We start from the raw sequence: 22,032 nt of genomic DNA on the forward strand, positions 1-22,032 counted from the left end.
AGTGGCGCATATGCGAGATCTGATCCGTCTTCATAGCGTTTGCATTCCTGCGCCCCATTTAAAATACGCTATAGCTGCGAATAGAATTACAGAGTCCAATAGGATTTTGGGAACCCACATTCTTCAGCAGGCTCCGCTTTAGTGTTGTGTAGAATTTATGAAGAAAGTTTCCGCGCAATTTCCCGGGCGCTGGCATGTGCGGAAGCTACCGATGCATCGTGACGATCGTCCGCAAACTCCTGGTATTCTGCAGAAGCTTCAAACATGTGCTCGGCACCGAGATACTTTCGAAGCGTGTTGATATGAGCAGAGAGGTGACCGGAGCCATCCCGGATACCACCATTTTCAAACCCAAATTCGCCTGCTGATGTAAGCAATACCAGAGTTTTACCTGACATGATGGGTTCCAAAGGGAAATCACCGCGAGCAAGATCAAACGTAAAGGTCTTGTTTATCCGGATGATCTGATCAAACCACGCCTTGAGTGCAGCGGGCATGCCGTAGTTGTACATGGGGCTGGAGAACAGAAGAATATCAGCACGATCAAGTTCGTCGATTAGAGTATCAGAGAGGCTCACCAACTCTTCCTGCTGTTCTGTGCGTTCGGTGCCTGGAGTAAACACTGAAGCAATCCAGTCGTTGCTAATGAAATCCGGCGGGGTCATGCCGACATCCCGCAGGATAATTTTTACTTCAGGATCATTTTCTTTCCACTGCTCGACAAAACTGTCTGCAAGGGCCCTGGAAATAGAATTATAGGCGGCAACAGCGTTATCAGTCCGACGTACGCTAGCGTCAATTCGAAGGATGGTAGTCATGTCTGCACCTTTATGGGTTGAATCGTCTCCTTAAAGTTGGACCCGGATTGCATGACACTCAAATGAAGAGAATTTCGCGGGCAGCTAAAGAAGCTCATCTGTCTCAGACCGCCTGTAAAGTAGGCTCCAGCCAGCCTGCCGTCTTGAGCAGGTCCTTATCTCCGGCCGCGCTGGATGTCAGTGAGAGGCTGTACCCTGGTGTGCGCGATCCAACCGGTAGAGAAATTGTCGGCGCATTCAGGAATGCAGCTTTCATCGACGCTGAAAGGATATGCGCGTTCTCGCGTGCGAATGCGGCCGGATCTCTTATGACGCTCTGAATCGTCGGCGGGCGGGACAGTAGTGTCGGGTATAGCAGCATGCCACCGTCCAGTTCGGCTTCGAACTCTTGAATCACCACCTGCCTCGCAGCGAGCAATGCACGCGTATTCTCATCACTGATTGCCGCCGAGTGAGAGAGGCGCTCTCTTACTCTTGGGTCCAGACCGGTGTGATCCGTCTGGACCACTTTTTTGAGCAGGCGGTAGGCTTCGGCTCCGACAAGTGTCCCGTGTGTGTGAAACAATTCGTTGACCCGCGCAAAACTCCGGATGGTTCGGAACTCTAAATCAAACCCGGAATCCGCCAATTGCGCTACGACTTTGCGGTACATGGCCACTATATCGGGCGCGTAGTCGGCCAATGCCTTGTCATCAAGGCATATAATGCGCTTGCGGCATTGGCCGGGGGCGCGATCTTCGGCGAGCAAATTATCCAGCAGCTGGACCTGTTCAACATGCCGTGCGAGGGGGCCAGGTGTGTCCAACGAGGGGGCCAGTGGGAAAATGCCCGCATCGTCGTACCGCCCCATCGTCGGGCGGAAGCCAACGATTCCCTGGCAGGCGGCCGGGATACGGACGGATCCGGATGTGTCCGTGCCCAAGGCCAAATCAGCCAGCCCCAGCGCAACCGCTGTGGCCGACCCGCTTGATGACCCGCCAGGCACCAAACTCCGCCTCAAAGCATTGGGCGGAGTGCCAAAGTGAGGGTTGATGCCCAGCCCAGAGAAAGCAAACTCCGACATATTCGTATGTCCAATGACGATGAGCCCCGCAGCCCGCAACAGGGCTACGATCGGCGCATCGCTTTGCGCTGGTTCAGGGTGATAGAGCCGTGATCCCGCGTGGCTGCCTAAACCCTGAACATCGATATTTGCTTTTACCGCTATAAATTTCCCATCAAGCGGGCTTAGCGGTGTCCCATTCTCCTGCCTTGCATCCGCCGCACGTGCATCAGCCAGCAGCCTGTCCTGCGGCACATCAGTAAAGATGCTTTGATGCTCATCCAGCGAAGCCAGGAAATCACTGGCTCTTTGTTCTATGGTCATTTGGTCAAGACCGGGGCGGAGTAATATGGCAGTTCTTCAACGCGAACACTCTCTGCATCGGCGTCATATTGCGACCGGACATGCTGCGCGATCTCTTCGAGAGAAGCAAACCAGACATCACCCCGATCCAACACCGACTCGAGCCATTTTTCGACTTGCCGCCAGCGCGCCAAGCGTCCGGTCAGAAACGGATGCCAGATGCCAATCCAAAAGCCGCCGGCTTCATATTGGGCTTCGAATTCTTCCCAAAAAGGGGTGAGGCCCGCGGTTGGCCCTGCGACAGGCATCATATACCCGATCTCATCGTAATGAGCGAATTGCGGCCAATCATCGGTGCCCCAATGCACTGGCAGCTCAATCAGTGACCGCCCCTTGGAACGCATAATATAGGGAAAGTCATCGGCCATGAGCGAGCTGTCATACTCAAACTCATGCTTGTTCAGCAGATCGACGACGCCCTGCGTCACGTTGTATACCGGCGCACGATAGCCTTTGGGTTTTTTCCCGAGAACCCGCGCGTGGGACTCCAGCGCGCGTTCGAACCAGTATTCCTGCTCTGAGGTGCTGTGGTTCGTCGGGTCTTCGTGCAAATAACCGTGGTGTCCGATTTCATGGCCGTCCTTCAGGATGGCCTCCATCGCACTCGGGTATTGCTCAATGACCCAGCCCGGCGCGAAAAAGGACTGTTTCAAACCCAGCCTTTTGTAAGTCTCCAAAATCCGTGGGATAGCCACGGTCGGGCCATAGCGACCCATCGAAATAGGGTACAAGCGGTCATGCCCGTCAGCCGGTTTAGAGATGTGAATCAGGCTGTCGGCATCAATATCGAAAGTGATCGCGCAGGCGCATCGTGCACCATTGGGCCATTTGATTTTCTTCTGCATCTCTTCGCTCCTTTGTCACCCAAGCTAGGCGTGTTCCGTCAGCCAATCGTCATACCACCTCAGCAAGGCGGATCTGACGATGGCATAGTCTTCTGCTCTCAGCCTCTGATCGGCTGCATGCTGCATGTTGTCAGCAATGTCTCGAAAGACACTTTGTTCGTCTCGATTGCAGATCTTGCCGTGATACACGGCCAGAGAACCGCTGGTGTAAACCGACAGAATATCTGAGGATTTAGCACTGCTAACCAGCAGTTCGATCGGGTCGGCACGGTCTGATAACCATGGGCCTTGTAAGTTTTCCAGGCTGACAATCATGAAATCAGCGCGCTTGCCCTCGGTGAGACTGCCTATATTGTGATCCATACCCATCTGCCGAGCGCCGCCCATCGTGGCCATGTCGAACACATCCTGTGCGCACAAATCGCGTTCCGCGGGATCAGCGGACCAATACAGATTCCGCGCCAGGCGCATTTCCGCAAACATATCCTCATCGCCTGCGAGGCTGGTACCATCCATACCCAGTGCAAGGTTTATGCCTAGCCGCATCATTTGCGGAGCGCGTGCAATTCCGGACCGGAGCCGTAAATTCGAGCTTGGATTGCAAACGATATGCGCGCCCATCTCAGCCACTTGCTGAAGATCGTTGTCATCGGCCCAAACCATATGGGCCAAAGACAGTTTCTTGTTCAGCAAGCCGGCTTGGGCCAGCTCTGCAACAGGGCTTTGGAATTCCGGCCGTCCAGCAGAGAGATGCTGCAGTAATGATTCTGCCGCATGTGTCTGCATGCGTAAGCCTTTGTGCTGAACCGCGAACCCGATATCCCGCAACAGCTCATGCCCCGTCCAATGAGGTGCCACCGGCCCGAACCAGACATCTGCGTTTTCGGTGGTTGCATTTTCTTCAGCCAGACGGACTACGAGGCCTAAATACGTAGCCGGGTCCATCCGCACGCGAGAAAGATGCTGGTGCTCCAGTTTTTCACGCAAATCTTGCGGCAGTGATGCCAAGAAATCGGTGTCCTGCCCGGCCGGGTGGACAAGACGATTTTGCCAGCGCTCCCCCGGCGCGATTGCACAGGACATTCCCAACCGGTTGTACACATCGATCTTTTCGCGGATTTTAACCTCTGCGAGTGCCGCCGTTGCCCCGGGAGTACAAGCATCGACAACAGCCGTCACACCATTTTTCAGAAGGCGTAGGGCAGCATATTCGGTCGATGTCTTGGACGAGATAGCAGCTGCACCAGCAGTGGCTAGAATCCAAGGTTCCAGCAGGTCGTCAGAGATACCCTGATTAACCAGATTCACCCCGAAACAATGGTGATGCGCGTTTACAAACCCTGGAAGAATTGCGACGTTTTCGCCAACATGGACGCGGGCTTCAGGAAAGCGCGACGTCAAGTCCTGCAGGGGTGCAATACCGCGCACCCTCCCGTCCCGGACATAGATCGCGCAATCCTTGCGGCTGTCAAACGTATCAACGATGACCCAACAGGCCGAGAAAATGTCCCCAGTATCACCCATCGTGCACGACGAATTCCAACGTTGTCGGTTTGCCTTCGGACCCGTTTACTGGAGTGATGTCCTGCGGACAGGCAGACATCACCGCGTAGACCGAAGTCTCCACCTGAAAGGTGATCGTATCCCCTGGCTTGGAAACAGGCGGTGCCCAGTCAAGGTTCATTCCTGAACTGACAGGGACATTCATCCACAGATTAAACGGTGCAGGGACATGCGGTGCTTTTTGACCGATCGCAAGCAAGGCTTGCCGCAAGTTATCCGAGCAGTTGTCATGGTATTCCGTGCAGCCCAGCTGTTTGTAGCGGTTCCAATCGCAGCTGGCGATCAAAGTATCATGGACACCCGGCGAACAGTCCTGGGTCAGGGTCAGCAAAGGGTTGCGCAGGTTACTGACTAGCCGGTCCCCGACTTTTGGAGACACCGACAGGAGATCTGTGTGCACATGCTCCATGGACATGAACTCCCCCAGGTCACCGGCCTTGAATGCCCAGAAATCGCAGACCTGCCAGCCGCTGAGATTGGTGATCGTCAGGCATTGCCCCGCATCTACACGCACCGCGACTCCACAGCGCGCCGGAATAACGTAGCGCTTTGAGAGCACAGGAATGCCATTTTTTGAAATGGCGCTGTCCAAACTTTGGTTAAGGCCATCAGGCTGCGAAGGATTATAATTTTGCATACGCAGAAACTCCAAATTGGGAGTCTAGAAACGCATGTCCCCGCGCAGTTTAGAAATGACAAAAATTCACCCGACGGATTAGTTCGTTAAAGGCACCGAACCGCAGTGTCAGTCTTCAAAGAACCTTTGACCAACCGCGCTTTCTCGGAACTCATCTGCCTGGTCTAACAGCCATTCACGAAAGACTCTCACACGCGCCCGATTGGCATAGGTTTCCGGGCAAACAAGATAATAGCTCTTGTTCTCCAGTGCGGTGTCAAAGGGGGCTACAAGCATCTGCCTTTCCAGGAGGCGAGCCGCGGCCAGCAGGCTGACCAAAGCTACCCCGTGCCCATCGCTTGCCGTCGACAAACAGATGTGTTCTTCGGAATAGGTGACATAGGGTTCGACTTTGCAGTCCGCCAGCCCAACGGCGTTCATCCAGCTGGCCCAGCTCGGGTCAGTCTCTGAAAAGCCGCTCCATTTGTATTCAATCAGTTTGGATTCAAGTAAATCTGCGGCGGAAAAAAGCGTTTTCGCCTTTTCCACGCTGCATACCGGTGTGACTTTGTCACTTAAAACCCAGGCGACATAACTGTCGGGGTAATCACCATAGCCATAGCGAATGGCCACATCCACGCCGCTCGACTTAAAATCCACTAGTTGATCACTGGAAAGGATACGCACAGAAATTTCTGGGTGCTTTTCGTAGAAATTTCGCAGCCTGGGGCTCAGCCAATTTGCAGCAAAGGACCCAGTCGTCGATATCGTCAGGGTTCCCTCCAGCTCATCCTCCTCTAAAGCCAGAGACGCTGCTTCGATGTTTTTGAATGCGGCTATGATATGTGGTGCGTAATTCGCCCCTTCCTCTGTCAGCTTCAGTGCTCGGGGCAATCTATGAAACAGAGAGACCCCAAGTTGCTCTTCCAGTGACTTGATCTGATGGGAGACAGCTGTTGGCGTGACACATAGCTCATCCGCAGCATCCTTGAAACTCAGATGACGACAGGCGGCCTCAAAGGCCTGAATGCTTTTCAAAGATGGTATCTTTGCCATTTTGCGCTGTTTTGCTCTCCTTTGCATCATCTTACCGCCCCTGCATCGTAACCTAATCCGCCCTTCGCGTGGGTATGAAATTCTCAGCTGTGGGATGAAAACATATAGGTTGAGGTGGTTCTGCGTTCTCCCGTCAAATTGTGCGAAAGTTGGGAGGGCGTTTTGGAACCATACTTAAAAGTCACCAGTATCGAAAAAACGTTCGGTGCCGTGCGCGCATTGGACAATGTCAATCTGCTTGCATCAAGGGGAGAGTGCATTGCGATTTTGGGTGAGAACGGCGCGGGGAAAACCACGCTGGCCAGCGTTTTAATCGGTCTCTATCAGCCCGACAGCGGCCAGATCGAACTGGATGGGTCAAAGATTTCTGTCACTAGCCCTGCAGCGGCGATCGAGCACGGGATCGGCATGATCCACCAGCACTTCAGCCTGTTTGGCGCAATGACCGCGGAGGAAAACATCCTGATCGGGCTTCCTGGCGAAAAACGCGGCGCGGCGGCTCGCGCTCGCATTCGGCAGCTTTGTGACGATTTCGACTTCACTGTGGATTTCAACGTGCCCGTGGCCAGCATGGCCGTCGGAATGAAGCAGCGGGTGGAAATCCTGAAAGCACTGTTTCGCGACGTGTCGATCCTGATCCTGGATGAGCCCACCAGTGTTCTCGCTCCCACCGAAGTCGCCCCATTCCTGCAGGGTGTACGGAAGCTTGTTGCCAATGGCTGCCTAGTTTTCTTCATAAGCCATAAGCTCGACGAGATCCGAGAGATCGCGGATCGCGTCATGATCATGCGCCATGGCCGTGTTGAGGGGATTCTGCCGGTGGCTACCACACCGATGACCCAAATGTCGGCGCTGATGATGGGGCAAGATGCTTCCGGCCAACCTGCGGAAAAAACCGAAATAAAAGAGACACGCCTGGATACGGTGCTCGCACCGAAAGCACTTGTTGTCTCTGATGTTAGCCTCACGGCCCCGAGCGGTGCAGAGATCCTGAAAGACGTCGACTTCACCCTGCATGCCGGGGAAATCCTTGGAATTGTCGGAATCGACGGCAATGGGCAAACCGAACTCAGCGAAGTGATCACGGGGCTGAAGCGGCAGACAAGCGGGAGAATCCTTCTTGGAGACAAAGAAATCTCCAATAGCACCATCACCGAGCGAATTTCTGATGGTGTCGGGTTTGTTCCTGAAGACCGTCATGCAGAGGGCCTTGTTCTCTCCCTGAGCGTGGAAGAGAATTTTGCCTTTCGCTCAGTTGGCGAGGACAAGTTCATGTCTGGTAGGCTGATTTCCAGGCGGGCCATCAGCAAAATCGCCGAAGAGGCCGTCAAAGTCTATGACATCCGCCCGTCCAACCCGAAGCTGAATGCCTCAGCTTTGTCCGGCGGCAATCAGCAAAAAATCGTTCTGGCCCGAGAAGTTGCTCGGGCGCGAAACCTATTGGTGGTCGTGCAACCAACCAAAGGGCTTGATGTAGGGGCAACGCAATTCGTTCAGGACCAGATCCGCGCCGTCGCGCAAAGCGGTGTCGGGGTGCTCTATATCTCGACAGAGTTGGAGCATGTTTTGGAGATATCCCACCGTGTGGCTGTCATGGCCTTCGGACGTATCAGCGGAATCGTTGATCCGCAGAACACCACGCTTCAGGACATTGGGCTTTTAATGACCGCATCGCCGGAGGAGAAACTATGAATAGCTTGACAATGCAACGTAGGGTTGCAATAGCATTGCTTCTGGCACTGACCGTCGGCGGCTTTTTGATCTTGATCGACGGGCACAATCCGTTTGCGGCCTACAAGGTTCTGTTTTTTGAATCCTTCCTAGACTATTGGGGGTTTTCCAACACCTTGGTCAAGGCCTCGCCTATGCTTTTGGCTGGCCTCGCTGTGATCATTCCGATGCGCGCGGGCGTGTTTAACATCGGAGGCGAAGGTCAGATATACATCGGCGGGCTTTTTGGCGCCATCTTTGCACTAGCCCTCCCAGACCTGCCTGGTGTTCTGGGCGTGCCGCTGATCTTTCTGTCTGCCGCCATCGGCGGGGCCTTCTGGGCTGCTATTCCTGCATACTTGAAGGCGTATCGCGGCACCAACGAAGTCATTGTGACGCTTCTGATGAACTTCATAGCAATCCACATTGTCAGTTATGCTGTCGCTGGGCCGCTGTTGGCCGAAGGTGCCCCATATCCGTATTCGGATGAGGTCTCGGAAGCGTATCGCTTGCCCATTCTGATGCCGCGCTCCGACGCGCATGCCGGGATCGTAATCGGGCTGGCCATGGCCATTATTCTGTATTTCTGGCTGCGGTTCATGCCTTCTGGGTTCCAGCTGGACTTGGTTGGCCGCAACGCCCGGGCAGCCGCCTATGCCGGGGTGGATGAAAAGAAAACCATTATCCGCGCCATGCTTATCGGCGGCAGCCTGGCAGGGATGGCCGGTGCAATCGAAGTCATCGGTCTGAAATACCGGCTCTTCCACCTGTTCAGCGACGGCTACGGATACGATGGTATCGTCGTTGCCTTCCTTGCGGCACTGAACCCGATCGTAGCGCCGTTGACCGCCCTGTTCTTGGCAGGCCTATCGGCTGGCGCAGGCACGATGCAGCGCGCCGTCGGGGTTGACAGTTCTGTCATCGAAGTTGTCGAGGGGCTTGTGGTGGTCTTCGTCGCCGCCGCGCTCGTCGCGCCGCGCAATGTTTCGAAATCCTTCCTGAAAACACTGCTGAGCCAGGGGCTGAACAGCCGCTCGGAGCACAGTGAAAAGAAAGAGGCATAGCACCATGTTTGATCTTGTTTTGCTGGGCGACGTCCTAGCCGGAACCGCACGACTGGGCACTCCTATTGCCTTTGCAGCCCTGGGCGGTGTGATCGCGGAAAGAGGCGGGCTGTATAATATCGGTCTGGAAGGCCAAATCTTGGCTGGAGCCCTAGGGGCTGCGGCAGGGTCCTTTGCGACAGGTTCGGCTCTGATCGGGCTAGGTTGCGGCGTTATCTGCGGTCTGATCTCCGGACTTTTTCTGGGCTATATGTCTATACGCCTGCGCATCAATCAGCTGGTCGGAGGCATCGCGCTTAACTTGCTTTTGGCTGGACTGACCGCCTTTCTCTCCCGTCAGATCTTCGGAGCGCAAGCTGGTGGGGCACGCGTTGAAGGGTTCACCCAGATCCACGTGCCGCTGCTGTCAGACATTCCGGTACTTGGCCCATCGCTGTTTTCACAAGACCCGCTGTTCTATCTGCTGATCGGGATGGCGATACTGGCTTGGTATTGGCTGATGAAAACACCAAAGGGGCTGGATTTGCGCGCGGTGGGCGAAAATCCCAAGGCCGCTGACTTGGCCGGGGTTCCTGTCTTTCGCATGCAATACCTTGCGATTGCGGTTAGCGGCGCACTGGCGGCCCTCGCGGGGGGGCATCTGGTTCTGTCACAGGTCTATGTCTTTGCCGAAGGCATGAGCGCCGGCAAAGGGTTCATCGCCTTGGCGGCTATTATTCTGGGCCGCTGGTCCCCGTTGGGTGCCGTGTGCGCTGCGCTGTTCTTTGGATTCTGCGACGCAGTTCAGTTCAAACTGCAGTTCACTTCGCCCGAAGTACCCTATCAGCTGTTTCTGATCCTGCCCTACCTCGCTTCGCTCATCGCCTTGGTGCTCCTAGCGACCAAGGCAAGCGCCCCTGCGGGCGTAGGCCGGCCCTACGACCGGGAGCATCGATAAAATTCAGCCGTGACGTGAGAAACCATCGCTTTTCACGTCCGGCCTCCCCCTGCAAGCTTTGTCTACATTTCAAACTGGGAGGAACACAAATGCAAATGAGACACAAAATTCTTGCTGGCCTGGCAGCACTTTTACTGGCAGGGCCTGCAGCATCCGAAGACTTCGAACGGGCTGCCATCGTGATGCCAGGCTCCATATCTGACAACGGCTGGAACCAATCTGGCTACGAGGGGCTCATTCAAGCGGGTGAAGCGCTTGGCTTTGAAACGGCCTTCTCCGAAAGCGTGCATCAGCCTGAGCAGATCGAGGTACTTAGTGATTACGCCCGTCGCGGGTACGACTTGGTGATCGGTCACGGTGGCGAGTTTCAGGACGCGGTGGAACGCGTTGCGGCCCGGTTCCCGGAAACCATGTTTATGGTCAACAACGGCCTTGGCAATGGCGAGAACATCGCCAACGCGGATTTCTACTTCAGCCAGATCGCCTATCTGATGGGTTACGTTGCCGGCTCAATGACCGAGACCGGCACGATCGGTATCATCGCCGCGCAGAAATTCAAGTTCACCACAGATACCGTGGCCGGCTATGAGGCTGGCGCCAAGGCCGCGAATCCAGACGTCAGCGTGCTGGTGACCTGGACCGGTGACTGGGATGATATCGCCAAAGGCAAGGAGGCGGCTTTGAACCAGATTTCGCAAGGCGCGGATGTTGTTTGGCCGACCATGGACAGCGCAACGCTGGGTTCTATGCAGGCAGTGCAGGAAAAGGGCGTCTACGGCATCGGTATCTACCGTGATGCAATCAATGAGTGGCCGGAAGTTCTGCAGTCCGCGATCCTGGATGTGCGCGGTAACATGCGCACCTACCTGGAAAGGGCGACCGCAGGCGTGCTGGAAGGCGCACTTTACCGGGCAGACATGAGCAACGAGTTGGCAATGCGTATCGGGTCCTTCCACCCAGATATCCCGGCCGATGTTGTTAACGAGGTCGCCAAACTGATCGACGCCATGAAGTCCGGCGCATTGGTCGTCGAACCACAATAACACCTCCCTGAACTACCGCCCCAAAAAACTTGGGGCGGGAATTTTGCAGGTATTTGAATGAGCCTGAAATTCAGAAATAGATATTTGTTCCGGGCTTCGAATGCATCGCAGGTTTCCCATTGCCGCCATACGTTGATGTCGCAGCATCTGGTAAATTTGGGCTCGAAGCGCCAGTCTGCGCCTTCTGCAGCAGACGGCCGGATCAGCCCATTGTTACCTATCGGCACGTCACTTAGGTTGGCGGAATGGACGAGGATGAATCAATTTCAATCTACAAAGCCATTCCCGGTGGTGAGGAGCTTTTGGGTTGGTTTGGCAAAGTGCCCAATTTCCATGATGCGGAAGTCCTGGACTTGCATCTAAAACGCAAGGGGCGCTCAACGCTACGACTGCACGCGTGGAACATGACTAGCAAAGTCAGGAACGGTTACTTTGTACTGGAAAAGCACGCGGTTGTAGAGTTTTCGATTGGTCGAATAGTTACCTTGGAGCTTGGTGATTTCAACCATCAGAATGTCATTGATGGGCTGACTATTTCACGCGTAGAAGTCGGCGAGAACAGCCAAGCTTTTGAATTGCTGTTGGAGCCGTCGTTTGGGCTGGCAGGGATTATTCGCGCGGAAGAGTTATCGGTTGCGTTCATTCCTGGAAAGCCAGACAAATAACTTTCCTTCAACGACCGCGTAGTCTGCGCTATGCAGTCTTGTGGTCGAAGGATCTTGAACGTCCGCTCTGCGCCGTTTGCTACGTGCTGCACCGGCGAGAGGCAACCAGGTGGCCGACGGCAACTGTGGGCTCTGAGCTGCCTTGCAGCACCGCAGCGGGCTGATCACCGTCCTGGACCAATGCCGTCGCTGTCGCGGGTGACCCCAGTCAGCCCAAAGCGGACATGCTTTACCAGAACGTCGGGCGGGAAATTGGCTTTCGCTGCACGAGCAGTCGGAGTTCATGGCCAGCCTTGAAAGCGGACCTTCTTGGAAAAGCGAAACAACTCCGAGCCTCGCAACGAGAGAAAAACATCTTCAAAGTTGACTGACAGAGCCGTACGAAGAGTTAGTGCTTTCCACCCAATGCGAGCAAACGATTTAGACGAAGGAAATTTTTTAATGCCTAGCCACATAGATTCCTCGCTCGAAACCCTCATCGCGCATGGTGCGACGCCAACTGGAATTGTTGATGCCCTTCGGAAACCCGGTGGAAGCCCGTTCTTCAGATGCGCGCTTCAAGTGACCCCTTATGACTATGGGCTGCGCCACGCAAAGGACGCAGGTATTTCATCCGAAAGCGACTATAACGAGGCTATGGCTAAGGCCTGTCGCGAAAACGGTGTCCAAGTCGTCGCGATCACGGACCATTTTCGCTATGATGCTTCAGTGTCGTTAGCTGAGTGTCTTCGGGAAAATTGAGCGGCCCCGCTTGAGTGGTCCAAGTTGAAAGTTAGTGCATGGTTGGCCTTTGGTCTACCGGAACAATGGCCTCTGGAGCCGGTGGGCGGTAGCCCAGAGCACTGTGTGGTCGTCTGGTGTTGTAGTGTTTTCTCCAACTTTCGATGATGATCTGGGCTTCCCGCAGCGAGTAAAAGACCTCACCGTTCAGCAGCTCGTCGCGCATGCGCCCGTTGAAGCTTTCGCAATATCCGTTCTCCCACGGTGACCCGGGTTCGATGAATGCGGTCTTAGCCCCAACTGCTTTGATCCAGCCTCTGACGGCCTCAGCTATGAATTCGGGGCCGTTGTCAGACCTGATGTAAGCAGGCACGCCCCGAAGAATGAACAGGTCGGTCAGAACATCAATGACCTCGGTCGAGTTCAGCTGCCGCCTCACCCGGGTCGCCAAACATTCCCGACTGTGTTCGTCCAGAATATTCAATGTCCTGAACGCTCGNCCATCGTCTGTTCGATGATGCACGAAGTCGTACGACCAGACGTGATTGCGATACTCTGGCCGCAGCCGAACACACGAACCATTGTTGAGCCAGAGCCGCCCTTTCTTGGGCTGTTTCATGGGAACCTTTAGCCCCTCTCGCCGCCATAGACGTTCGACGCGCTTGTCGTTCACCTGCCAGCCTGCGTCTCACAGCAGAGCGGCAATCCGACGGTAGCCATATCGACCATACTGACGTGTCAGCTCGATCATGTCCTCGACCAGGCGGTCTTCGTCAGCACGCCCAAGTGGCAACCGGCGCTGCGTGGATCGGTGCTGGCCCAGGACGCGGCATACACGGCGTTCGGAAATCTTGATTTGGCTACGCACATGATCGATGCAGGCACGGCGGCGCGAGGGGCTCAGAAGTTTCCCTTTGCGGCCTCTGACAGGATCAGTTTGTCGAGTGTAAGATCTGAAACGGCACGGCGAAGGCGCTCGTTCTCCTTCTGGAGCCGCTTCAGTTCCTTGAGTTGTTCTGTGCCCATTCCGCCGTACTTCTTCTTCCAACGGCAATAGGTTTGTTCCGTCACACTGATCTGCCGAATGGCGTCTATTCGGGGCATGCCTTGCCCCATCAGCACTTCAACCTGCCGTAACTTCACGACAATCTCTTCAGGCTTGGGTCTCTTAATCGCCATCTATGGTCCTCCGCTTTCCTAATCATAGGGGCGGACCACTTCATTGGGGGAGGCTCAGCAGTCCGACCCGGCGCTAGCCGTAATCATTGATCATGTTCTTCCCTCGCATGAAGCCATATGCGCAGCGGCGGCTGCGCTCGAGGTTGAGATTACTGCTATCGCCAAACGCCATGATCTGTCTCGTCGTTTGATGACGATCCCTGGGATCGGACCGGTTGTTGCGTTGAGCTTTCTGGCACTCATCGAGAACACCGAGCGGTTTCCAAAGACTGCAAATGTCGGAGCGTTCGTGGGCCTAACGCCGAGACGATATCAGTCCGGTGAGGTCGACTACTCTGGCCGAATATCCAAAAGAGGCGATGCCGCCATGCGTCGCCTGCTGTACGAAGTGGCCAGTACATTGATCAATCGTGTGAAGCGATATTCACCGTTGAAGTCTTGGGCTGTCCGCCTAGCGGCGAGGCGAGGCTTCAAAAAGGCCGCTGTCGCGACAGCCCGCAAACTGGCTGTACTCATGCTGACACTTTGGAAGACTGGCGAAGAATTCCATTGGACAAAGGAGGCCACTACTTGAGCTAAAATCCCGCCGGAGCCGGTAGGAAGCAAAGTCCCTGTGGGACGGAAGGCAGATCGACCTCGGAGAGAACTATGCCCCACAGTGACAATGCGAACTTCCGTTGACATAGCCGCAATCAGAGAACCTTCTCCAAGAACCGCCCTCTCGGCAGATTGCTTCGCAATCGCCTGCCGGGTAATACATGGCCGGTTCCGTGACAGCGAACTGTTGCGGCATCTCTTCGAGACAACCGTCGCGCGGTGTATCGAAGAGGGTCTGGTCAGCGGGCAGCGCATGGCCATCGATGCCAGCCTGATCGAAGCCGATGCCAACAAGCAAAATTCTACGCCTAAGGAAGAATGGGACGTCAGGCAGATCGATCCCGCCGATGCGCCTCGGGCGGTCCGTGAGTATCTCGACACCCTGGACGAGGCTGCCTTCGGCGCGGCCAGCGAGGTTCAGCCAAAGTTTACGTCCCATTCCGACCCTGCCAGCCAATGGACCGCAGCCCGCAAGGGTCCGGCCTTCTTCAGCTATTCCGACAATTACCTGATCGACACGGACCACGGCGTCATCGTGGACGCGGAGGCGACGAGATCAATCCGCCAAGCCGAAGTTGGGTCGACCAAGACCATGCTCGCGCGCGTGAAGGCCAGGTTCGACCTCCACCCTGAGCGCCTGATCGCAGACACCGCCTATGGCACCGCGCCGATGCTTGGCTGGTTGGTCGACCGCAAGATCGTCCCGCACATCCCCGTCTTCGACAAGTCGGGGCGCAGCGACGGAACCTGGACCCGCGCGGACTTCGAGTGGGATGCCGGGAACAATCAATACATCTGCCCGGAACGCCACGAACTGAAGCAATTCCGCCGGAACTATTCCGATCCGAACCGAGGGCCGACCAGAAAGGGCGTCGCGAAATACCGGTGCCTAAAGCACACGTGCCAGGCCTGCCCTTCGAAGTCTCGTTGCTGCCCTAACATGGACTTCCGGTCGATCACCCGAGAGGAGCATGAAGACGCGCGGCAAGTCGCTCGCGACATCCACTGCCCGGCAGTGCATGTTTACATGCACGAGAGGGGCGAAGACCGACCAATACATCATCTCAATGAAGCTGCGCAAGAAGGTCGAGATGCTCTTCGCCCACCTCAAGCGTATCCTTGGACTCAGTCGGCTCCGATTACGCGGCCCATGCGGCGCAAACGACGAATTCCTCCTCGCCGCCACCGCCCAAAACCTCCGCAAACTGGCCAAGGTCATTCCCGCACCGCGGCAACCGAAGAAAGCCTGATAAGAAAGGCGCTCACGCTCTTTTCCGGCGCCCATATTCTGCGCCCGCGAACGGGTGTTTTTCCACGGAATGGGGACTTTGCTGCCGTTCGCCGCACATGCAAACAGGATGCCCACACATGTCCGCTTTAGGCACATAGCACCCTTTGCAAACTTCAGGCAGATTCCCACAAGCCGAAGTTATGGCTGCCGCCAGAGCCCGTCTTCTCCAAGCCAAAAGTTCGGGCAGTTCGCTCGAAATTTCAGCGCAAACGGGCTTTCTGAAAATCACGCCGCACCACTGGCCTTTACAGCTTTCTTCCATCCTCATCATGCTGTGCCGCATGCCCGATGCCCTATCTATTATAGTTGTCGAAGCTGACCGTGAGCGCGCATTCATGATTGTGGATGGGCTGCGCGAAGCTGGAGAATTCGACATACAGGTCATCTCGGAACCGTCCGGGCTTGCGCGCCAGATCCAGTTGCGGGACCCGGATGTTGTCCTCATCGACATCGAAAACCCGTCCCGCGATATGCTGGAGGAATTGGCACTCGCATCCGGCCCCAAAGAAAGGCCTGTTGCGATGTTTGTGGACCGCAGTGAAAACGGCATGTCTTCGGCCGCCGTGGAGGCCGGGGTTTCGGCGTATGTGGTGGATGGATTGCAGCCCGCACGGCTAAAGCCAGTTCTGGATGCCGCCATTGCCCGCTTCCGGTTGTTTCAGCGTATGCGCACAGAACTGGTCGAGGCCAAACGCGCCCTGGAAGAGCGTAAGGTCATCGACCGCGCCAAGGGGATGGTTATGAAGGCCCGCGGCATTGGCGAGGACGAAGCCTATGCGCTGCTGCGAAAAGCGGCAATGGACCAGAACAAGCGTGTCGCGGAGGTTGCCCAGGCGCTGGTCACCGCAGCAGGGCTGCTGGCATGAGCGTGACGCTGATCCCAACAGGCTATGTCCCGCTGACCGATGCAGCACCGCTGATTGCGGCTCAGGAAATGGGCTTTGCCGCCGAGGAGCGGCTGACGCTGGAGTTGCACCGCGCACCCTCCTGGTCGTCGCTGCGGGATATGCTGGCCTTTGGCCGGGTGGACGCTGCCCATATGCTCGCGCCTGTGCCGGTCGCCGCGGCGCTTGGCCTCGGCGGCGCCAGCACACGCCTGTCTGTTCTGTGTGTGCTCTCCGTCAATGGCACCGTCATTGGTGTCAGCAGCAGCCTGGCCCGCAGGCTGGCCGATACCGGACACAGGTTCTCCTTCGACGACGCTGTGTCTGCCGGGAACGCCCTGACTGGCGCTGCCGGCCCGGATCTGCGGATTGGCGTCCCGTTTCCCTTTTCCATGCACGCCGAACTACTGACCTACTGGCTGAAAGGGCTGGGGACGGACACACCCCTGGACATAAGCATCCGCACGGTTCCACCGCCGCTGATGGCCCAGGCCATCCGCAAGGGGGAAATCGACGCCTTCTGCGTCGGCGAACCTTGGGGATCCATGGCGGTTGAGCAGGGTGCAGGCGCGCTGCTGCTGCCTGGCCGGGCCATCTGGTCCTTTGCGCCGGAAAAGGTGCTGGCCGTCCGCGGTGCGTGGGCGGAGACCGAACCCGGCCTGTCAGGCCGCCTGATCCGGGCGCTGTGGCGCGCAGGGCGCTGGCTGGCCGACCCGGCCTCCCGCGGGCTTGCAGCCGAGATCCTGTCTTCCCGTCGGTATCTCGACTTGCCTGCCGAAATTATCGAACGGGCCCTTTCGGGAAAGTTCACAGTCACGGCGCAGGGCCTGCAGCGTGAAGCACCCGGTTTCATCGGGTTCCACGATGGTGCAGCAGGGTTCCCCTGGCGCAGCCAGGCCCAATGGATTGCGCTGCAACTCGCACGGAGGAACGGCTTGAACCGCCAGGCGGCGCTTGCAAAGGCCGGGCGTGTTTTCCGCAGCGATCTTTACCGCGATGCCCTGCGCGGGACTGGCGCGGACTTGCCCGGCGCCTCTTCGAAATTGGAAGGCGCGATTGGCGCCCCTATGTTGGCAGCGGGAGAATCTGAGGCCGTCAGGCTGCTGCAGAACCGGTTCTTCGATGGCCGGGTTTTTGATCCCCAGGCCGCGGATTGATGAAAAACTAGGCAGCGCTCCTTCATGCTGCGCTGCAGTGCAGAAAATCTTGCTGCAGATGCAAAAAACTGTTGGCGCTTCCCGGCTCATCCGGCAGTCTGAATGCAGGCAGGCAACGGAGCCTGACTGAGAATTTTCCCGAAGACCGGGTTTCACTGAGCAAAGCCGCTCGACCCACCGCCACTCCTCCCGGCGGTGCGTGTCAGCGGCTTTTTTCTGTTCCGCCCCTTGGGCCGGACACAGCTAGGAAAAGGAAACAACCCGATGAAGACACTCATTATGGCGCTTGCGGCCTCCACGGCACTGACCGGACCGGCACTGGCCGGAGCACTGGAACTGGAAAGAGATGTGCTGACCTTCGGCTTCATCAAGCTGACGGATATGGCGCCGCTGGCAGTGGCCTATGAGCAGGGCTTTTTCGATGACGAGGGCCTGTTCGTTACGCTGGAAGCACAGGCGAACTGGAAGGTTCTGCTGGATGGCGTGATCGACGGCACTCTGGACGGCGCCCATATGCTGGCAGGTCAGCCTCTGGCCGCCACCATCGGCTATGGGACTGAGGCTCATATCATCACGCCGTTCTCCATGGACCTGAATGGCAATGGCATCACGCTCTCCAACGAAGTGTGGGAGATGATGAAGCCGAACCTGCCCACGGACGCAGATGGCAAGATCGCGCATCCTATTTCGGCCTCCCACCTGAAACCGGTGATCGAAGACTTCAACGCCAATGGCAAGCCGTTCAACATGGGAATGGTGTTCCCGGTCTCTACTCACAATTACGAGCTGCGCTACTGGCTGGCGGCCGGCGGCATCCATCCCGGCTACTACTCGCCTGAAAACGTGACCGGCCAGATCGGCGCCGAGGCCTTTCTGTCGGTGACCCCGCCGCCGCAGATGCCCGCTACATTGGAGGCCGGCACCATCTCCGGCTACTGCGTAGGCGAACCCTGGAACCAGCAGGCCGTGTTCAAGGGCATCGGTGTCCCGGTTATCACCGACTACGAGCTGTGGAAGAACAATCCGGAAAAAGTATTCGGCATCACCGCCGAATTCGCCGAGGAAAACCCGAACACCACCCGGGCTGTGGTCAAGGCGCTGATCCGCGCCGCCATGTGGCTGGATGAAAACGGTAATGCCAACCGTCCCGAAGCGGTGGAGATCCTGTCGCGCCCGGATTACGTCGGTGCCGACTACGAAGTGATCGCCAACTCGATGACCGGCACTTTCGAGTACGAAAAGGGCGACAAGCGCGAGGTCCCGGATTTCAACGTGTTCTTCCGTTACAACGCCACCTATCCATTCTACTCGGACGCGGTCTGGTATCTGACCCAGATGCGCCGCTGGGGGCAGATCGCCGACCCCAAGCCCGACAGCTGGTATGACGAGGTCGCCCGGTCGGTCTACAAGCCTGAAATCTATCTCGAGGCCGCAAAGGTGCTGGTCGATGAGGGCCTGGCAAACCACGAAGACTTCCCCTGGGACAGCGACGGCTACAAGGCCCTGACCCCGGCAGAGGACATCATCGATGGCATCCCATTCGGTGGCAAAACGCCCAACGCCTATATCGACAGCCTGCCGATTGGCTTGAAGTCCGGCCAGACCGTAGTCGGCAACGCCGTTCAGGGCTGACACCGGTCGGGAGGGCGGGCGGAGCGATGCTTCCGTAGGAGCGAGCTCCGTTCCCCTTCCCCAGCAATCCCCAGAGGACTACACTATGACCATCGCCGACCACGACACGCTGAACTCCGAGGCTCGCCGCTCCCGGCTCTTCACCCGCATCAACAATATGGACGCCTGGTTCCAGGTCTTCGGCCTAGCCTGGATCACCCCGGTTCTTAAAGCCGCAGCCGGCGACAACCCCAAGGCGCAGATAAAGGAGATCTGGCGCCTGCTGGCGGTGCCCGTCATCGCAATTGCCGCCTTTCTGGTTCTCTGGGGCACATTGGCGCCCAAGGTGCAAACCTCGCTGGGCGCAATTCCCGGCCCGGCTGCCGTGTGGGCCGAAGCCGTGAACCTGCACCAGGATGCACAGGCAAAAGCCGCCAAGGAGCAGGTCCACTACGAAAAGGTCGAGGCCCGCAACCAGCGTTTCATCGACCGGGGCCAGCCGGAGCGGGTCAAGGACATCCCCTTCACAGGTGCGCCGTCTTACTACCAGCAGATCTGGACTTCGATCCAGACCGTCTTCTTCGGGTTCCTGATCGCCTCCGCCGTAGCAATTCCGCTTGGCATTCTGGCCGGCCTTTCACCAGTTGCGAACTCTGCCATCAACCCGCTGGTTCAGATCTTCAAACCCGTGTCTCCGCTGGCATGGCTGCCCATCGTCACTATGGTGGTCTCCGCGCTTTATGCCACTAACGACGGTCTGTTCTCCAAGTCCTTCCTGGTCTCAGCCATCACCGTCACGCTTTGCTCGCTGTGGCCAACGCTGATCAATACCGCGCTGGGGGTGGCTTCCATCGACAAGGACCTGGTGAATGTCTCCAAGGTTCTGAAAATGAACACCTATACCAAGATCACCAAGCTGGTGCTGCCTTCGGCCCTGCCGCTGATCTTCACCGGCCTGCGCCTGTCGCTGGGGGTCGGCTGGATGGTGCTGATCGCGGCCGAAATGCTGGCCCAAAACCCCGGCCTTGGCAAATTTGTCTGGGACGAATTCCAGAACGGCTCCTCCCAGTCGCTGGCCAAGATCATCGTCGCGGTCCTGACCATCGGCATCATCGGCTTCCTGCTGGACCGGGTGATGTACGCGCTGCAATCACTCTTTACCTTCACGAACAACCGGTGATCCGCCATGAGCATTCTTGAATTCAGCAATGTCTGCAAAAGATTCGGTGAGGGTACGGCCAGAACCACCGTTCTCAGGAACATCAGCCTGAGCGTTCAGGAGGGCGAATTCCTCGTGCTTCTGGGCTTTTCCGGCACCGGCAAGACAACCCTGATCAACCTGATGGCCGGCCTTGAGGCACCATCTGACGGTTCGGTCACCTTCAGGGGCAAAAAGATCACCGGCCCCGGCCCCGAACGCGGGGTGATCTTCCAAAGCTACTCGCTGATGCCCTGGCTCACGGTGAACGGCAATGTCTCGCTTGCGGTGGACACGGTCTTTCCGGGCCTGCCCAAGGCCGAAAAACAGGCCAAGGTGGACCGCTACGTCCAGATGGTCGGCCTCAGCCACGCTGCCAGCCGCCGCCCGGCGGAGCTGTCGGGCGGCATGCGGCAGCGGGTCAACGTGGCGCGGGCTTTGGCGATGGACCCGGAGGTCCTCTTGCTGGATGAGCCGCTGTCGGCACTGGACGCGCTGACCCGCGCCAATTTGGCGGATGAGATCGAGATGATCTGGGAAGCGGACAAGAAGACCTGCGTGCTGATCACCAATGACGTGGACGAGGCGATCTTGCTGGCCGACCGCATCATTGCGCTCAATCCCGATGGCACCCTTGGCGAAGAGTTCAAGGTCGCCATCCCGCGTCCCCGCGACCGGTCGGCGATGAATACGGATGAGTCCTTCAAGCGTTTGCGGGCCAAGGTGACGAGCTACCTGATGGAGGTGGGGATTGAGGCCAAGATCAAAGGCACCAGAATCCTGCCGGATGTGACCCCGGTCCACGGGCTGCCTGCGGCTGTGGCCGAGGCCTCGAAGTCGATGACCGAGGAGCGCTTCCTGGATTTCTCGCAGCTGCACAAGATCTACCCCACACCCAAGGGGCCGCTGACAGTGGTCGAGGATTTCAACCTCAAGATCAACAAGGGCGAGTTCATTTCGCTGATCGGCCATTCGGGCTGCGGCAAGTCCACGGTGCTGACCATGGCCGCCGGGCTGAACCCGATCTCCAAGGGGGCAATCAAGCTGGACCGCAAACACGTCGAGGGCGCCGACCCGGAGCGCGCCGTGGTGTTCCAGTCGCCCAACCTGTTTCCCTGGCTGACCGCTCGCGAAAACTGCGCCATCGGGGTGGACAAGGTCTATCCCAAGGCATCCCAGGCGGAACGGCAGGACGTGGTGGAATACTACCTGGAGCGCGTCGGCCTGGGTGAGGCGATGGACAAGCCCGCCAGCGCCATGTCGAACGGCATGCAGCAGCGGGTGGGTATCGCCCGCGCCTTTGCCCTGTCACCCAAACTGCTGCTCTTGGATGAACCCTTTGGAATGCTCGACAGCCTTACCCGCTGGGAGCTGCAGGAGGTGCTGATGGAGGTGTGGAGCCGCACCAAGGTCACCGCCATCTGCGTCACCCACGACGTCGACGAGGCGATCCTTCTGGCCGACCGCGTGGTGATGATGACCAATGGCCCCCAGGCCACCATCGGCAAAATCACAGAGGTGGATCTGCCGCGCCCGCGCACTCGCAAAGCGCTGCTGGAGCACCCGGACTACTACACTTACCGGCAGGAGGTGCTCGATTTCCTCGAGGAATACGAGCACGGGGCCCAGCCGACCCCGAAACCGGCCGCCAACAAGATTGCAGCGGAGTAAGA

At 57.4% G+C, this 22,032-nt stretch carries 17 protein-coding genes and 2 pseudogenes; 12 read left to right on the forward strand and 7 right to left on the reverse strand.

Annotated features, from left to right (window positions below; all coding sequences use genetic code 11):
- Positions 1-155: 155 nt before the first annotated feature.
- The 6 genes from AQUI_RS0101380 to gcvA form a co-directional block, all read right to left on the reverse strand.
- Complete coding sequence (locus tag AQUI_RS0101380) at positions 156-818, reverse strand: FMN-dependent NADH-azoreductase (protein WP_027255932.1); 663 nt, start codon at positions 816-818, stop codon at positions 156-158.
- 103 nt (positions 819-921) lie between these two features.
- A complete protein-coding gene (locus AQUI_RS26725; RefSeq protein ID WP_051371739.1) occupies positions 922-2,184 on the reverse strand; it encodes an amidase family protein in 1,263 nt (420 codons plus the stop codon).
- Positions 2,181-3,068, reverse strand: coding sequence for a polysaccharide deacetylase family protein (locus AQUI_RS0101390; RefSeq protein WP_027255933.1), 888 nt, complete (start codon positions 3,066-3,068; stop codon positions 2,181-2,183). Before AQUI_RS0101390 ends, AQUI_RS26725 begins: the two co-directional genes overlap by 4 nt.
- A 24-nt stretch (positions 3,069-3,092) precedes the next feature.
- Positions 3,093-4,592 carry an amidohydrolase family protein gene (locus tag AQUI_RS0101395; RefSeq protein ID WP_027255934.1) on the reverse strand — a complete coding sequence of 500 codons (1,500 nt, stop codon included), beginning with the start codon at positions 4,590-4,592 and terminating at the stop codon, positions 3,093-3,095.
- Complete coding sequence (locus AQUI_RS0101400; RefSeq protein WP_084294200.1) at positions 4,585-5,268, reverse strand: DUF1989 domain-containing protein; 684 nt, start codon at positions 5,266-5,268, stop codon at positions 4,585-4,587. Before AQUI_RS0101400 ends, AQUI_RS0101395 begins: the two co-directional genes overlap by 8 nt.
- Before the next feature lie 108 nt (positions 5,269-5,376).
- Positions 5,377-6,303: a transcriptional regulator GcvA gene (gcvA, locus tag AQUI_RS0101405; RefSeq protein ID WP_027255936.1), complete on the reverse strand. Its 927-nt coding sequence runs from the start codon at positions 6,301-6,303 to the stop codon at positions 5,377-5,379.
- 162 nt (positions 6,304-6,465) lie between these two features.
- On the opposite strand from gcvA, the gene AQUI_RS0101410 reads away from it, so the two are divergent.
- The 5 genes from AQUI_RS0101410 to AQUI_RS0101430 all read left to right on the forward strand — a co-directional run bounded on the left by AQUI_RS0101410 (position 6,466) and on the right by AQUI_RS0101430 (position 11,722).
- Complete coding sequence (locus AQUI_RS0101410) at positions 6,466-7,995, forward strand: ABC transporter ATP-binding protein (protein ID WP_027255937.1); 1,530 nt, start codon at positions 6,466-6,468, stop codon at positions 7,993-7,995.
- Positions 7,992-9,077, forward strand: coding sequence for an ABC transporter permease (locus AQUI_RS0101415; protein WP_027255938.1), 1,086 nt, complete (start codon positions 7,992-7,994; stop codon positions 9,075-9,077). The genes AQUI_RS0101410 and AQUI_RS0101415 overlap by 4 nt, the downstream gene beginning before the upstream one ends.
- Positions 9,078-9,081: 4 nt before the next feature.
- Positions 9,082-10,014, forward strand: coding sequence for an ABC transporter permease (locus tag AQUI_RS0101420; RefSeq protein WP_027255939.1), 933 nt, complete (start codon positions 9,082-9,084; stop codon positions 10,012-10,014).
- A 95-nt stretch (positions 10,015-10,109) separates the two neighbouring features.
- Positions 10,110-11,057 (forward strand): BMP family protein, encoded by a 948-nt coding sequence (locus tag AQUI_RS0101425; protein ID WP_051371740.1) that lies wholly within the window; start codon positions 10,110-10,112, stop codon positions 11,055-11,057.
- 245 nt (positions 11,058-11,302) lie between these two features.
- A complete protein-coding gene (locus tag AQUI_RS0101430; protein ID WP_035919521.1) occupies positions 11,303-11,722 on the forward strand; it encodes an Imm50 family immunity protein in 420 nt (139 codons plus the stop codon).
- A 772-nt stretch (positions 11,723-12,494) separates the two neighbouring features.
- On the opposite strand, the pseudogene AQUI_RS26730 reads toward AQUI_RS0101430, so the two are convergent.
- A pseudogene (locus AQUI_RS26730) lies at positions 12,495-13,621 on the reverse strand (IS3 family transposase).
- Positions 13,622-13,664: 43 nt separating this feature from the next.
- Here AQUI_RS26730 and AQUI_RS26735 point away from each other — a divergent pair.
- From AQUI_RS26735 to AQUI_RS0101475, 7 genes and pseudogenes are all read left to right on the forward strand, one after another.
- Complete coding sequence (locus tag AQUI_RS26735) at positions 13,665-14,195, forward strand: IS110 family RNA-guided transposase (RefSeq protein ID WP_051371741.1); 531 nt, start codon at positions 13,665-13,667, stop codon at positions 14,193-14,195.
- Positions 14,196-14,378: 183 nt separating this feature from the next.
- A pseudogene (locus AQUI_RS26740) lies at positions 14,379-15,468 on the forward strand (transposase); the annotation flags it as partial.
- Between the two features lie 322 nt (positions 15,469-15,790).
- Positions 15,791-16,375, forward strand: a complete 585-nt coding sequence (locus AQUI_RS0101455; protein ID WP_027255943.1) for an ANTAR domain-containing response regulator — start codon at positions 15,791-15,793, stop codon at positions 16,373-16,375.
- Entirely contained in the window at positions 16,372-17,550 is a 1,179-nt protein-coding gene (locus AQUI_RS0101460) for a CmpA/NrtA family ABC transporter substrate-binding protein (protein ID WP_027255944.1), read from the forward strand. Before AQUI_RS0101455 ends, AQUI_RS0101460 begins: the two co-directional genes overlap by 4 nt.
- Positions 17,551-17,814: 264 nt before the next feature.
- Positions 17,815-19,182, forward strand: coding sequence for a CmpA/NrtA family ABC transporter substrate-binding protein (locus AQUI_RS0101465; RefSeq protein ID WP_027255945.1), 1,368 nt, complete (start codon positions 17,815-17,817; stop codon positions 19,180-19,182).
- Positions 19,183-19,267: 85 nt separating this feature from the next.
- The gene (locus AQUI_RS0101470) at positions 19,268-20,341 is read left to right on the forward strand and encodes an ABC transporter permease (RefSeq protein WP_027255946.1); all 1,074 of its coding nucleotides are present in this window, start codon (positions 19,268-19,270) and stop codon (positions 20,339-20,341) included.
- 6 nt (positions 20,342-20,347) lie between these two features.
- Positions 20,348-22,030 (forward strand): ABC transporter ATP-binding protein, encoded by a 1,683-nt coding sequence (locus AQUI_RS0101475; protein WP_027255947.1) that lies wholly within the window; start codon positions 20,348-20,350, stop codon positions 22,028-22,030.
- Positions 22,031-22,032: the final 2 nt, after the last annotated feature.

Source organism: Leisingera aquimarina DSM 24565 (assembly GCF_000473165.1).
GTDB classification, from domain to species: domain Bacteria; phylum Pseudomonadota; class Alphaproteobacteria; order Rhodobacterales; family Rhodobacteraceae; genus Leisingera; species Leisingera aquimarina.